The following is a 13,737-nucleotide window of genomic DNA, read 5'->3' as shown; positions in this document are numbered from 1 at the left end:
ACCCGTTGAATTAAAGATGACAAAAAGGAGAAAACATGAGCAACAATGACTTTTCAACCAGTGAAGAGACAAAAACCCTGGCGGAAGAGATGGCCTGTATGAAAGCGCTGGTCACCTTCATGTTAAAAGGGATGGGACAGGCTGATGCCGGTAAAGTCATCATCAATATGGAACGCTACATTGACCAGCTGACCGATCAGCAGCAGGCAGACGTTTTCAGCAGCACCATCAAACAGATTAAACAGGCTTATCGCCAGTAAATCTGGCAGCTGGCCCATTGCTTTTCATTCCCCATTATAAGATGGTTATCTTTTATCTTTGAATGAATGGAACAATGGGCTTACTTTTCAAAGCGGTACTGGGCGCACTGGTGGTGGTACTCATCGGGATGTTATCAAAGACCCGCAACTACTATATCGCCGGTCTTCTCCCTCTCTTCCCGACTTTTGCGCTGATTGCCCACTACATCGTGGCCACTGACCGTGGTACAGAAGCACTGCGAACCACGATTATTTTTGGCATGTGGGCCATTATTCCCTACTTTATTTACCTGCTTTCACTTTGGTATTTTGTCGGGATGATGCGTCTACCTTTTGCTCTCACCAGCGCCGTAGCCTGCTGGTGCCTGGCCGCCTGGGTGCTGATCGCACTGTGGGCCAGACTCCATCATTAACGGTTGCGCGCACCCCAGCTGACAGAAACGCCCAGCGTAGGCAGCACTTCCTCCGGGCTGAAGCGGCGGGCGCCATGGAACTTCGCTGCCATATGAGGCTGCTTAACAGGGATCCTTACCGCAAACAGATTATCCTCCGACTGAATCACCCCAGCTGTTAGCGGTTCATATATTACCTTGTGCTGTTCAAACATCTGTTCCAGCATCGGGGTAGCCGCACTGTAAAGAGAGTCAATGCCTGAGTGCTCCGCAAGCTGCACGCTGTGCCATAAAATAGTGAGCGGCAGCTCAGGGTCAATCTCCAGCCTGGCGGAGAAGCGCGACATTTCCCATATTGGGTCGGGCTTTTTACTTTTTTTATTCTGCATATCTATGCCTGGGCCAGTTTCCGGATCCTGCCACTGCATCAATCTTGCACAACCGCAAATCCCGTGCTGGGCATGCCAGGCTATCAGCCAGTTCACATCGGAACGATCAAAGCGATCGTACTCCTGGCCAGGCGTACTCAGACGGGAAGGAATAGACCACCCTTCCCCACGGGCAAAGACGTTGTAGCGATAGCTTCCTAATTCTGCCAGTAATGAGGATGGCATATCCTTAAGCTTGGTTTGGATAATTTTCATTATTGATCCCCTGTCGCATTCCCTCGTGAACGCCGCTCCTCACGGCTCGATCAGGGTTGCTACCCTGCGCGCAGGGTAGACAACCAACTTGCCCCTTGATACTACCAGATCTGGTAGTTGCATCTGTCCTAAAGGAGTCCGATTGCCGCTGCATAAGAGGCCACTTGCGTTTTATTAGGTGCATTGAACTTCTTCTGCATATTTTTTTGATGAAAATTAACCGTATTTTCAGAAATCGAGAGAATGAGCGATATTTCTGCTGAGGTTTTTCCTTCAGCAGTCCACTTAAGAATTTCTAATTCTCGCTGGCTCAGCTGCGTATTTATCACAGACATAGAAATATCTTTCACCCGTTGTAGCGCTTCTAGCGACAGTACCGTTAAATACTGTAGTTTAAGTTGCTTTTCAGGTGTTAACATTATCTTTTCAAAAGTTTTACCTGACGCCATAGACAATATTCCTGTGGCACGATTTTCAGCCATAGCCGATGCCGAAAAACCAGAGTGAATACCGTATTCTCTTGCCGCATCAAACACTTTGCGGCCACTTCTGCTTAATTCTTCATCCCATAACAAAATTTTTCCTGCGCTCTGGCAAATTTTGATAACAGGGTCTATGAGCGCCAGTTTTTCTTGTTGGTAATAGCGCACCCACTTCTCCGGATAACTGCTGAAAATAGTTATCTGGGGCCGGGTAAAGGGCACAGGATGACGAATATAGAGTGCGTAATAATCAAACCCCATTTTGCTCGCCTGCTGTCCGATAAGCTCAGTTATACCTTTCGAGTCAGAAACCTGATTGAAGACTAACTGCATTTCATCACGCCAGCTGAAATAATCTACAGATTTCATTCAACCTCATCCTGACAGTAAGAAACGCTTATCGGTTTATAAACCTTGCTCTTCAACAGAGAAAAGTGAATAAAAATGCACAAAAAAGGGCTTATTCCGGTGAATTTCCCCGGACGCGAGCCTGACTTGCAAATAAAAAATCGAGCATCCTGTAGCGATTAAAAAAGCGGCTCATTAAAAATTCCAGTCTCCCACAGGGGGTTATAAAAAGCCGCTTCCTGTCGGTAATTTCTTTCGCTGACATCCTGAAAAAGATTTCCGTCTCACTTAGCCCACGACCCGATTAGAATAGGATTTTTCCTGAAAACATTCAATAAATTTGACGACTTCACCTGCCCTGTTGGGTTCTAAAGTTTTGCACAATTTTGCCCTGCATGGGGCACGCGTATGCACTTTGAGAAACATCCCACCCCGCCAAACAGATGATAAAATGGGGTTTATTTATTGCAATTCAACCGTTTGCCTTTTTGAATATTGATTAATTTTTTTGTACAAAATCCGCCGTGTTTCCTGACCCACGAAGCCTGGCCGACATAAAAGAGAGATTTTTCGGCGCTTTTAATTAAAAGCCCTCCCTGTGGTTCATTTTCTGAACATCATGGAAATAAATTTTCCTTCTGATGATGTCCAGAATGCGCTTTTTACGGGCATCCTTGTTTGGCTATTCTCTCCATACAAAGAGAGCCGGGAATATTGTCACTGAGCTGAGATAAAAAATAGCCACCTTGACAGGCTTTCTTTTGTCCGACCGGCCAGTAAATTTTGGTTAAATGGGAAAGTAAATCACCCTCATTTAGCGACACACGCCGAAACCGCGCATGCCAAGATGAAAGTGATTAGCATGGGCAGCGTTGTAGTCCGGGCCTAGCGAGTTGCCATAATAATCGCAGCTCTTTTGAAAAACCTGATGCAGCCAGAGAGAATCCGCTTCCTGCCGTGGCCAGGCTTTCAATACGCTGATCTGCTTACCGTTGGCTAAGCGGAATCCGGCAATATCCAGCGCTTCTGCGGTTGCGTGTTCACTGAGCCGCCCCTGAGCACGATGATAGATATTGCGACAGGCATAGCTGCCCAAATGATCGATTCGCGTAAGGGGAGAGCCAAGCTCAGCGGCCGCTAAAGGTTTTGCTGCCTGGGTAATAAACATTGTGGAACTCAAAGCAAGAGAACAGCTTGCCAGAAAACTTGAGCTTAATCGCACCTCACCAAAGCTTTGTACACGAACGGGCGCAGGCAACGGGCAATTGCCGCTGGTAGCGGCTGGCTGGCTAAAACGGACATAACCTTCCCGCTGAGCGGCGTGTAATACGGCCAGGCAACCGGCCGGATTACCTGCCAGCCGTTTTATTTTATAGCGCGTGATAAAGGTGGGGGCATCGGTCACCCTGAGCGGCGTGAAGGGATTCCATTCGGAGGGAAGATGTTTCGCAAACCAGGGCGCTACAGCCAGCAGCAGTAAAATTACACCAGCCAAAGCCAACAAACCTTTCATCGTATTATTTCCCTCGTGGCCTAAACCCCAGATTTTACAGGGCTAACAGAATGGCGATCCCGAATGAATAACTGTAGCGGCGTTTTTGTGCAATCAGTCTGGTAATACCGAACTTTACCTGTCTTCAACAGGGTTTTACGTTAAGATTTGCGCCGTAAAAGCCTTTAGAGCTTACATAACATCACGTAAAGAACAGGAACCCCGTTATGGTTGACCAATCAAAAGAGACGCTTCTTAACGAAGAAGCCCCGGGCGAGCTCCGGCGCAACTTACATAATCGTCACATCCAGCTTATTGCGATTGGCGGTGCTATCGGTACCGGCTTATTTATGGGGTCTGGCAAAACCATCAGCCTTGCCGGGCCGTCGATCATTTTTGTCTATATGATCATCGGTTTTATGCTGTTTTTTGTTATGCGAGCCATGGGCGAACTGCTCCTGTCGAACCTGGAGTATAAGTCATTCAGCGACTTTGCCGCGGACCTGCTTGGCCCCTGGGCTGGTTACTTTACCGGCTGGACCTACTGGTTTTGCTGGGTCGTCACCGGCATTGCCGATGTGGTGGCGATCAGCTCCTATTTCCAGCTCTGGTTCCCCAATTTTTCCATCTGGATGAGCGCCCTGCTCTGCATCTTCGTTTTCCTCTCCCTGAACATTGCCACGGTTAAGCTGTTCGGTGAGATGGAGTTCTGGTTCGCCATTATCAAAATCGTTGCCATTGTAGCGCTGATTGTTACCGGCATCGTGTTGGTGGCGATGCATTACCCTTCCCCTGGCGGCGGCACCGCAGCCATCAGCAATATCTGGGATCAGGGTGGTATGTTCCCGAAAGGGCTGAGCGGTTTCTTTGCCGGGTTCCAGATAGCCGTATTCGCCTTTGTGGGGATTGAACTGGTGGGCACTGCTGCCGCCGAAACGCATGACCCGAGAAAAGTGCTGCCGCGTGCCATTAATGCTATCCCGCTGCGTATCATTATGTTTTACGTGCTGGCTCTGCTGGTGATCATGGCGGTCACGCCGTGGAACAGTGTCGTGGCCGATCGCAGCCCTTTTGTAGAGATGTTTATGCTGATTGGTCTGCCTGCGGCGGCCAGCATCGTTAACTTCGTGGTACTGACCTCAGCTGCCTCTTCAGCTAACAGCGGCATTTTCTCTACCAGCCGTATGCTTTATGGCCTTTCACAGCAGGGGGTTGCGCATCGTCGTTTTGGCCTGCTTTCCAGACGAGCCGTACCCACTACCGGCCTGTTCTTCTCCTGCCTCTGCCTGCTCGGCGGCGTGGCACTGATTTATCTGATCCCGAACGTGATGCAGGTGTTCACGCTGGTCACCACAGTTTCAGCCATCCTGTTTATGTTTGTCTGGACGATAATTCTCTGTTCTTACCTGGCCTACCGCAAAAAACGCCCGGAACTGCACGCAACATCTGCTTATAAAATGCCGCTGGGCATATTTATGTGTTGGGTCTGTATCGCGTTCTTTGCTTTCGTGCTGGTGCTGCTGACGTTGCAGGAAGATACCCGTCAGGCGCTGATGGTAACGCCCGTATGGTTTATTCTGTTGGGGATTGGCTGGTGGTTACGCCAGAGGAAAAAAGCATAATGCTGAGCGACGGGCCGCCAGGCCCGTCATTATTTAACGTACGCGGATCCCTTCAATCACCATCCGCTGCACATTCTCTACCGTCTGGTTAAAGAAGCTTTCATCGCTCAGGGTCTGGCCGGTTACCGCCTCCACCTGAGTTGAAAAGTCTGCATAGTGCTGAGTGGTTGCCCAGAGCATGAAAATCAGATGATGAGGCTCCACGGCCGCCAGCTTTCCTTCCTTTATCCATCCTTCGATCACTGCCGATTTTGCATCCACCAGCGCTTTCAAATCCCCTTCCAGCTCACCTTTAAGCAAGGGCGCGCCCTGTAGCATCTCCATGCAAAACAGGCGGGAAGCCTGAGGATGGTCACGTGAGACTTCCAGCTTAAGGCGGATATAATCCCTGATCGCCTCCAGCGGTTGCTGATCCACGCGCAGCGCGCGCAGCGGTGCCAGCCAGACATCCAGAATCTCTTTCAGCACGGCGATGTAAAGCGCCTCTTTGGAGGGATAGTAATAAAGCAGATTCGTTTTCGAAACGTCAGCGCCTTCGGCCACTTTATCCAGGCTGGTACCGTGTACGCCATATTGAGAGAACAATGCCAGTGCCGCAGTGAGGATGGCCGTACGTTTCGCGGCAACGGCTCGCGAGCGGCGCGTGGGCGTCGGTAACTTATCTGTAGAATTCACTGAGACCTCATTGTCCATGTGGGGTGGCCGGATAATAGCAAAACTCCTGCGGTGGGCCTAATGCACTTAAATAGATCAAGCTGCCTGATTAGTGTGCAGCTATTTTTGACCAAATGGTCCATTTCAGACCGTCCGCTCTGTAACATTCTGATGAAATTTATTTAACACCATGATAAGCAAGCAATTAATTTTGTTGGCACAGCCTTTGCAACTTCGTTGCTGAGCGCCGCTTCAGGGAGAGTGCAGGATGCACCGCAGCGCAGGAATTAACCCTAACGCACACCCAGAGGTATCATAATGAAAATCGGTGTATTTATCCCAATCGGCAACAATGGCTGGCTGATCTCCAACAACGCGCCGCAATACATGCCAACCTTTGAGTTAAACAAAGCCATCGTCCTCAAGGCTGAGCATTATCACTTTGATTTTGCCCTGTCGATGATCAAACTGCGCGGCTTCGGCGGTAAAACGGAGTTCTGGGATCACAACCTTGAATCTTTCACCCTGATGGCTGGCCTGGCTGCGGTGACCTCGCGTATCGAAATCTATGCCACCGCCGCGACCCTGACATTACCTCCGGCCATCGTGGCCAGGATGGCCTCCACTATAGATTCCATTTCCAACGGCCGTTTTGGCGTGAATCTGGTGACCGGCTGGCAAAAACCGGAATATGAGCAGATGGGGATCTGGCCCGGCGATGAGTACTTCTCTCGTCGTTATGACTATCTGACAGAATATGTCTCCGTGCTGCGGGATCTCTGGGGCACCGGCAAGTCCGATCTGAAAGGCGAGTTTTTCACCATGAACGATTGCCGGTTAAGCCCGCAGCCGCAGAAGCCTGTAAAAGTGATTTGCGCCGGTCAGAGTGATGCAGGCATGGCTTTTTCCGCAAAACATGCGGACTACAATTTCTGCTTTGGCAAAGGGGTAAATACCCCCACCGCTTTCGCCCCTACCGCAACCCGCATGAAACAGGCGGCGGATGAAGCCGGACGCGATGTCGGCTCCTTTGTGCTCTTTATGATCATCGCCGATGAAACTGACGAAGCGGCCAGAGCAAAGTGGGAGCACTACAAAGAAGGTGCGGACGAGGAAGCGCTGGCCTGGCTGACCACGCAGAGTCAGCAGGACAAAAAGTCCGGCAGCGACACCAACGTCCGTCAGATGGCCGATCCTACCTCCGCCGTGAATATCAATATGGGTACGCTGGTGGGATCTTACGCCAACGTGGCCCGCATGCTTGACGAAGTGGCGGCGGTTGAAGGAACTCAGGGCGTGCTGCTGACTTTTGACGATTTCCTGCAAGGCATTGAAAACTTTGGCGAGCGCATTCAGCCGCTGATGCAGTGCCGGAGCAATACCATTGAAGCTGCGAAGGAGGTTGCGTAATGATCGCTAAAGAGCCGGTTGTTTGTACCACTGCCTCCACGAAGAACAGCATCACGCTACCGGCGCGTCCGGAAGCGATCGCTTTCCCTCCTGAACAAACTGCGCTGATTGTGGTGGATATGCAAAATGCCTATGCCACAACGGGAGGATATCTGGACCTGGCTGGGTTTGACGTCTCTGCCACCCGCCCGGTAATCGATAATATCCATATCGCGGTCACTGCCGCCCGCGAGGCTGGCATTCAGATTATCTGGTTCCAGAACGGTTGGGACGATCAGTATGTGGAAGCTGGCGGCCCTGGGTCACCCAACTGGCACAAATCCAACGCGCTGAAAACCATGCGTCAGCGCCCGGAACTGGAGGGCACGCTGCTGGCAAAAGGCGGCTGGGATTACCAACTGGTCGATCAGCTTCAGCCTCAGCCTGGCGATATCGTGCTGCCTAAGCCTCGTTACAGCGGCTTCTTTAACACCCCGCTCGACAGCATGCTGCGGAGCCGCGGCATACGCCATCTGGTGTTTACCGGCATCGCCACTAACGTCTGCGTGGAGTCCACGCTGCGCGATGGCTTCTTCCTGGAGTATTTCGGCATTGTGCTGGAAGACGCAACTTATCAGGCTGGTCCCTCGTTTGCTCAGCAGGCCGCACTCTTCAATATAGAGACCTTCTTTGGCTGGGTCTCGGACGTCACGACGTTTTGCTCTGCTTTGCAAAACGCCTCTGCTCCCCTTAAACAGACGGCATAAGCCTGAGCGAGAAAACCATGCCAAAGACCATTATTACACCGCCGGGAACGGGTATCCCGATTGCACCTTTTGTTCCTGGCACGCTCGCGGATGGCATTGTGTATGTCTCCGGAACGTTGCCCTTTGATAAAGACAATAACGTTGTTCATGTGGGGGATGCCGCAGCCCAAACCCGCCATGTTCTGGAGACCATCAAAAGCGTGATTGAGACCGCTGGCGGTACTCTGGATGACGTGACGTTTAACTCTATCTTTGTCACTGACTGGAGTAATTACGCCGCGATAAACAGCGTTTATGCGGAATATTTCCCCGGCGAGAAGCCGGCGCGCTTCTGCATCCAGTGCGGCCTGGTTAAACCGGATGCGCTGATAGAAATCGCCAGCGTCGCGCACATTGGTAAATAGCGGAGAACCCTATGCATATTGAGCTATCTGGTTTGACGCATCCAAAAGCCAGAACGCTGGTCCTCTCTGCCGGGCTTGGCGGTCTGGGCAGCTTCTGGCTGCCACAGATGAATGACCTGCGACAAAAGTATCGCGTGGTCACTTACGATCAGCGCGGGACAGGTCGCTCTCCCGATAAGTTGCCGGAAGGGTACAGCATGGCTGACATGGCTGCCGAACTGGCCACGGAGCTGGTCGCAGCAGGCATTGAGCATTATGACGTTATCGGACATGCGCTGGGCGGCATGGTGGCGATGCAGCTCGCCCTGGACTATCCGCAGCGCGTTTCCCGGCTGGTTATCGTCAATGGCTGGCTGCGGTTAAATGCTCATACCCGCCGCTGCTTTAGCGTTCGTCAGGCACTGCTGAACGTTAGCATAGAAGATTATGTCCGTGCACAACCGCTGTTTCTTTATCCGGCTGACTGGCTGGCAGAGAATCAGGCCCGTATTGAAGCTGAAGATGCCCTGCACGCTGCGCATTTTCAGGGTACAGAAAACCTGCTGCTTCGGCTGAATGCGCTTATGGCCTGTGATTACAGCCAGCTGGCCAGCCATATTACGCAACCTGTTTTGGTGATCTGCGCGCAGGATGACCTGCTGGTGCCCTGGCCCTGTTCGCAGGCGCTTTATGAAGCCCTGCCGCAGGCGTGGCTGGAAAAAATGCCGTGGGGCGGCCATGCCATGAGCGTTACGGATAGCGCGCTGTTTAACCAACTGTTGGTGGCATGGCTGGAAGAGACCTCGCCTGTTGCTACTCAGAATCAACCTTCGCCGACAGTGCAGCCATGCCCTGTCTCCTTTGTTGCCCGCACGCTGTAATAAGGAACTGATTATGTCTCTGGCAACCCTGGCACCTGCTGTAATTGCGGGTGTGGAAAAACAAGATTTTCGTAATGCCATGGCGCGCCTGGGCGCAGCCGTCAATATCATTACCACAGACGGCCCCGCAGGCCGGGCAGGCTTTACAGCTTCTGCCGTTTGCAGCGTCACCGATACCCCACCCACCCTGCTGGTCTGCCTGAACCGATCCGCTTCCGTTTATGAGGTGTTCAAAACCAATCAGCAGCTGTGTGTGAACACCCTGGCAGCAGGCCATGAGTCCCTGTCGAACCTGTTTGGCGGCAAGACGCCGATGGCGGAACGTTTTATCGCGGCGGAATGGTCAACCAGCGTGACCGGCTCGCCCGTCCTGGCCGGAGCCGTGGCCTCTTTTGACTGCAAAGTGACCCAGGTGATGAGCGTCGGCACTCACGATGTGCTGGTCTGTGAGGCGCAGGCGCTGATCTACAACGATCACACCCATGGCCTGATCTATTTTGATCGGGGCTATCACCGACTACAACGGCAGGAAGCCTGAAACGCCGCCCCTGCGGTTAATGCTTTATTCACTTCTTTTGGAGAAGACGATGGCGAGTTCCTGGTTTCCTCAATGGCGTAAACAGTCCGCAACGGCGCAGGGTATAGTGGCGCCTGATGAAACATTACCGCTGGGACAAACGGTGATTATGGGGCTTCAGCACGCGGTGGCGATGTTTGGCGCCACGGTGCTGATGCCGTTACTGATGGGGCTTGACCCCAATCTTTCTATTCTGATGTCGGGCGTGGGGACGCTGCTGTTCTTCCTGATTACTGGTGGGCGGGTGCCGAGCTATCTGGGGTCCAGCGCAGCATTTGTCGGTGTGGTTATTGCGGTTACCGGTTTCAATGGCCAGGGAATTAACCCCCATCTCGGCGTGGCGCTGGGTGGGATAATTGCGTGCGGTCTGGTCTATATGCTGATCGGTTTTGTGGTGATGAAAGTGGGAACCCGCTGGATTGAAAAGCTGATGCCGCCAGTGGTGACCGGTGCCGTGGTGATGGCTATCGGGCTGAACCTGGCGCCCATCGCGGTACGCAGCGTTTCTGCCTCTATGTTCGACAGCTGGATGGCGGTGATGACCGTGCTCTGTATCGGCATCGTCGCCGTTTTCACCCGAGGCATGGTACAGCGCCTGCTGATTCTGGTCGGACTGATTGTCGCCTGTGCGATTTATGCCCTGTTGACCAACGGTCTGGGTTTGGGCAAAGCGGTAAATTTTAGCCTGCTTGCCGCTGCGCCCTGGCTGGGTTTTCCTGCCACCACTTCGCCACTCTTCGACTCGCATGCCATGTTTCTGATTGCGCCGGTTGCCGTGATCCTGGTAGCGGAAAATCTTGGGCATATTAAAGCCGTAGCCGGAATGACGGGTAAAAACCTTGATCCCTATATGGGACGCGCATTTGTGGGTGATGGTCTGGCAACGATGCTTTCTGGCAGCGTAGGCGGCAGTGGCGTGACCACTTATGCCGAGAATATCGGTGTGATGGCGGTGACGAAAGTTTACTCCACGCTGGTCTTTGTGGCGGCGGCGGTAATCGCCATTCTGCTGGGCTTCTCACCCAAATTTGGTGCGTTAATTCATACCATCCCCGCGCCGGTCATCGGTGGCGCCTCCATTGTGGTGTTTGGACTGATTGCAGTGGCTGGCGCAAGGATTTGGGTGCAGAACAACGTCGATTTGGGGCAGAACAACAACCTGATCATGGTTGCGGTCACGCTGGTGTTGGGGGCTGGCGATTTCGCCCTGAAAATCGGTAGTTTCACCATGGGAGGCATCGGCACGGCGACCTTTGGTGCCATTATCCTCAATGCTATTCTGACCCGCCGCACTGCCGCGCTGAACAGCAGTGGCGTGGTGCATCAGGATAACTAGTTTACTTTTACGTCATCAGGCGAAGGCTGGTCCTTCGCCTTTTGATTGCGCTTCAGCTTTAACTCGCTGATCAGCACGCCCAGAACGATAAGCGCCCCGCCCAGCAACGCCGCTCCCGGAAGGCGTTCACCCGCTATTCTGCCAACAATACCCGCCCATACCGGTTCGCCGGCATAGATAACCGTCGCCCGCGTGGGAGAAACGCTCCGCTGTGCCCAGTTCATGGTGACCTGAATAACTGCGCTGGCAATGCCCAGCCCAACGGTGCTGAAGAGTAAATAAGGTGAAAATGGCGGCAGGGTTTCGCCGTTTGGCACCATCAGTATAAAAGCCAGTAACGATGCAAAGCCCAACTGGACCACGGTCACTCTTTTAATATCTACCTTTCCGGCACTGGCGCTAATTAAAATGATTTCCGCTGCAATAGCCACTGTACTCAGCAGGGTAGCCAGCTCACCTGCCCCCAGCGACAGCGAGTCGCCCTCCGGGCCAGCCAGCAGCATCAGCCCGGCGAAGGCCAGCGCCACGCCAATCCATGACATCAACCCCGGCAGCCGTCCAAGAAAGAGCCACTGAAGCAGCGGGACCAGCGGGACATAAAGAGCGGTCAGAAAAGCGGATTTACTGCTGGTGATCGTTTGCATGCCGTAAGTTTGCAGCCCATAACCACAGCCGATAGCAGCCCCAATCAGGGCGCCTGCCTTAATTTCCTGCCAGCTAATACCTCGTAACGACCGCCAGGATACCGCGCCCAGCAACAACGCCGCCGTTGCAAAACGTACGCCGACAAAAAAGAATGGACCACTGACACTCATTGCATGATGTACGGCCAGAAAGGTACCGCCCCAGATCATGGTGATCACAATCAGAATGATTTCCTGCGGCGTAAAAGCAAATTTATAGCGGGAGAGTAAGGCAGACATAGCAGGCTCAGATCGGAATTTAGCGTCAGTGTGCCGGGCGAGAGAGGGAGTGTCCAGACGTACCGCCGGAAAAACCGGCGGTATCAGAAGGCGTTATGCATTATCGGAAGATTTACTGCGACTCCCCCGACTGTTACGCCCTCCTTTTTCACCCGCAACAGAAGCGCGCTGAGGGTCATTTTTGAAATTTCCTCCGCTGGCTTTTCCGCCTTTGCGGCCTGCTTCTGATGCTCTTTTACGATCTTCAGCGAAATTTCCCGATCCACCACGATGTTCAGCCATTTCAACTCTCCAGACAGTTAAGCAATCATACTGCATTAGCACGGCCCGTCACGTTCAGACCGCTTGAAAACAGAGGCGTGCGGGACGCTCTGCCAAGTGATTAAGCATAGATTATCCGCACTGAGCTGCTAAGAAATTATAAGAAAAAGCGTGCCTGCACTGCGGTGAAAAGCGTCAAACCCTCTGAAGAATAATATTATTACCGCTAATATTTTTATTCTTAATAAAGGCCCGGCTGCTCAGCTTTCAGGCAATTGGACGGCATCCTTAAGCAGAGGCGGCAACCCTCTTCTATACTCTCTCAAAGGCTTACCAGCCATTAATGCACCAATGACGTTAACGAGGGAACTGATGGCGAAAATTCTTGTGCTTTACTATTCCATGTATGGGCATATTGAAACCATGGCAAACGCGGTAGCCGAAGGCGCTGGTCGCGTTAACGGTGCGGAAGTCACGATCAAACGGGTTCCTGAAACAATGGACGCAGAACGCTTCGCTCAGGTTGGGGGTAAAACCCACCAGGCTGCTCCGGAAGCCACGCCCGATGAACTGCCGAAATATGATGCGATCATCTTCGGCACCCCCACTCGTTTTGGCAATATGGCCGGACAGATGCGCACCTTCCTTGACCGGACCGGAGGCCTTTGGGCTTCAGGCGCGCTGCACGGCAAACTCGCCAGCGTTTTCGCTTCAACTGGTACGGGAGGAGGTCAGGAACACACCATCTCTTCCACCTGGACCACGCTGGCGCACCACGGCATGGTTATCGTGCCGATTGGTTATGGCACCCAGGAACTTTTTGATGTTTCACAAGTACAGGGTGGAACCCCTTACGGCGCAACGACGATCGCCGGCGGCGATGGTTCCCGTCAGCCCAGTGAAGCGGAGCTGAATATCGCTCGTTACCAGGGTGAACATGTCGCCGGACTGGCCGTTAAGCTTAATTCATAACAGGAGATCAATATGGCAACGCAACAATCAAAAGAGCATCGTGTAGGCGAATGGGCAACCCTGCGGAATACTTCCCCTGAGATTGCTGAGGCCATTTTTGAAGTGGCTGATTATGATGAAAAGGTAGCAGAGGGCATCTGGGAACAGCAGGGAAGCGATGAAGTTCTTCTTCGCGCCTTTGATAAAACCGATAAAGATGTACTGACCTGGGACAGCATCCCGGTTGAACGTAAAAACGTTTAACCGGTAAATTTGACAAAAAGGGCGGATTTTCCGCCCTTTTTGTCGTTTTAAGCGCTAAGAAACCGCCGAACAGCCCAGACGGTAACGTTGTGAAATTACAGGTTCTCTACC

General features: G+C 52.5%; 17 protein-coding genes. 11 read left to right on the top strand and 6 right to left on the bottom strand.

The genetic code is table 11. The features are described 5' to 3' along the window. Nucleotides 1-35 precede the first annotated feature (35 nt). The gene (locus tag AAH450_RS10970) at nucleotides 36-260 is read left to right on the top strand and encodes a DUF2594 family protein (RefSeq protein ID WP_342910232.1); all 225 of its coding nucleotides are present in this window, start codon (nucleotides 36-38) and stop codon (nucleotides 258-260) included. Nucleotides 261-334: 74 nt separating this feature from the next. Continuing rightward, the gene (locus tag AAH450_RS10965; RefSeq protein WP_342910231.1) at nucleotides 335-673 is read left to right on the top strand and encodes a GlpM family protein; all 339 of its coding nucleotides are present in this window, start codon (nucleotides 335-337) and stop codon (nucleotides 671-673) included. Here the strand turns inward: AAH450_RS10965 and AAH450_RS10960 are convergent. The 3 genes from AAH450_RS10960 to AAH450_RS10950 all read right to left on the bottom strand — a co-directional run bounded on the left by AAH450_RS10960 (nucleotide 670) and on the right by AAH450_RS10950 (nucleotide 3,639). After that, nucleotides 670-1,296 carry an autoinducer synthase gene (locus AAH450_RS10960; protein ID WP_342910230.1) on the bottom strand — a complete coding sequence of 209 codons (627 nt, stop codon included), beginning with the start codon at nucleotides 1,294-1,296 and terminating at the stop codon, nucleotides 670-672. The two genes, AAH450_RS10965 and AAH450_RS10960, sit on opposite strands and share 4 nt — an antisense overlap. A 128-nt stretch (nucleotides 1,297-1,424) precedes the next feature. Next, entirely contained in the window at nucleotides 1,425-2,147 is a 723-nt protein-coding gene (gene sdiA, locus AAH450_RS10955; RefSeq protein ID WP_342910229.1) for a transcriptional regulator SdiA, read from the bottom strand. Between the two features lie 793 nt (nucleotides 2,148-2,940). Next, complete coding sequence (locus AAH450_RS10950; protein ID WP_342910228.1) at nucleotides 2,941-3,639, bottom strand: extensin-like domain-containing protein; 699 nt, start codon at nucleotides 3,637-3,639, stop codon at nucleotides 2,941-2,943. Nucleotides 3,640-3,845: 206 nt separating this feature from the next. Between AAH450_RS10950 and cycA the strand changes: the two genes are divergently transcribed. Then, nucleotides 3,846-5,240 (top strand): D-serine/D-alanine/glycine transporter, encoded by a 1,395-nt coding sequence (cycA, locus tag AAH450_RS10945; RefSeq protein WP_342910227.1) that lies wholly within the window; start codon nucleotides 3,846-3,848, stop codon nucleotides 5,238-5,240. A 33-nt stretch (nucleotides 5,241-5,273) separates the two neighbouring features. Here the strand turns inward: cycA and rutR are convergent, their stop codons facing one another. Beyond that, nucleotides 5,274-5,933 (bottom strand): HTH-type transcriptional regulator RutR, encoded by a 660-nt coding sequence (rutR, locus tag AAH450_RS10940; protein WP_342910226.1) that lies wholly within the window; start codon nucleotides 5,931-5,933, stop codon nucleotides 5,274-5,276. Between the two features lie 279 nt (nucleotides 5,934-6,212). Here rutR and rutA point away from each other — a divergent pair, with 279 nt between their 5' ends. Genes rutA through rutG form a run of 6 tightly spaced genes read left to right on the top strand, consistent with a single transcriptional unit; the run spans nucleotide 6,213 to nucleotide 11,227 of the window. Continuing rightward, nucleotides 6,213-7,304 carry a pyrimidine utilization protein A gene (gene rutA / locus AAH450_RS10935; protein ID WP_318790589.1) on the top strand — a complete coding sequence of 364 codons (1,092 nt, stop codon included), beginning with the start codon at nucleotides 6,213-6,215 and terminating at the stop codon, nucleotides 7,302-7,304. Beyond that, nucleotides 7,304-8,050 (top strand): pyrimidine utilization protein B, encoded by a 747-nt coding sequence (gene rutB / locus AAH450_RS10930; RefSeq protein WP_342910225.1) that lies wholly within the window; start codon nucleotides 7,304-7,306, stop codon nucleotides 8,048-8,050. The genes rutA and rutB overlap by 1 nt, the downstream gene beginning before the upstream one ends. Nucleotides 8,051-8,067: 17 nt before the next feature. Then, entirely contained in the window at nucleotides 8,068-8,454 is a 387-nt protein-coding gene (rutC, locus tag AAH450_RS10925) for a pyrimidine utilization protein C (RefSeq protein ID WP_342910224.1), read from the top strand. An 11-nt stretch (nucleotides 8,455-8,465) separates the two neighbouring features. After that, on the top strand, nucleotides 8,466-9,314 hold the full coding sequence (gene rutD, locus AAH450_RS10920) for a pyrimidine utilization protein D (RefSeq protein WP_342910223.1): 849 nt from the start codon (nucleotides 8,466-8,468) through the stop codon (nucleotides 9,312-9,314). A gap of 13 nt (nucleotides 9,315-9,327) precedes the next feature. Beyond that, complete coding sequence (rutF, locus tag AAH450_RS10915; RefSeq protein WP_342910222.1) at nucleotides 9,328-9,852, top strand: NADH-dependent FMN reductase RutF; 525 nt, start codon at nucleotides 9,328-9,330, stop codon at nucleotides 9,850-9,852. Nucleotides 9,853-9,901: 49 nt separating this feature from the next. Then, nucleotides 9,902-11,227: a pyrimidine utilization transport protein G gene (gene rutG / locus AAH450_RS10910; RefSeq protein WP_342910221.1), complete on the top strand. Its 1,326-nt coding sequence runs from the start codon at nucleotides 9,902-9,904 to the stop codon at nucleotides 11,225-11,227. On the opposite strand, the gene AAH450_RS10905 is transcribed toward rutG, so the two are convergent. Both AAH450_RS10905 and AAH450_RS10900 read right to left on the bottom strand, forming a co-directional pair. Continuing rightward, nucleotides 11,224-12,150, bottom strand: a complete 927-nt coding sequence (locus AAH450_RS10905) for a DMT family transporter (RefSeq protein ID WP_342910220.1) — start codon at nucleotides 12,148-12,150, stop codon at nucleotides 11,224-11,226. The genes rutG and AAH450_RS10905 overlap by 4 nt on opposite strands. Nucleotides 12,151-12,243: 93 nt before the next feature. Continuing rightward, nucleotides 12,244-12,432, bottom strand: a complete 189-nt coding sequence (locus AAH450_RS10900) for a con-10 family general stress protein (protein WP_342910219.1) — start codon at nucleotides 12,430-12,432, stop codon at nucleotides 12,244-12,246. 351 nt (nucleotides 12,433-12,783) lie between these two features. On the opposite strand from AAH450_RS10900, the gene wrbA reads away from it, so the two are divergent. Together wrbA and AAH450_RS10890 are read left to right on the top strand one after the other, a co-directional pair. Next, nucleotides 12,784-13,383 carry an NAD(P)H:quinone oxidoreductase gene (wrbA, locus tag AAH450_RS10895; RefSeq protein ID WP_342910218.1) on the top strand — a complete coding sequence of 200 codons (600 nt, stop codon included), beginning with the start codon at nucleotides 12,784-12,786 and terminating at the stop codon, nucleotides 13,381-13,383. Nucleotides 13,384-13,395: 12 nt separating this feature from the next. After that, entirely contained in the window at nucleotides 13,396-13,626 is a 231-nt protein-coding gene (locus AAH450_RS10890) for a YccJ family protein (RefSeq protein ID WP_318790580.1), read from the top strand. The last annotated feature ends 111 nt before the right edge of the window (nucleotides 13,627-13,737 follow it).

The organism is Erwinia magellanica, assembly GCF_039023495.1.
Lineage (GTDB): Bacteria > Pseudomonadota > Gammaproteobacteria > Enterobacterales > Enterobacteriaceae > Erwinia.
This window is presented reverse-complemented; position numbering and strand designations above follow the sequence as displayed.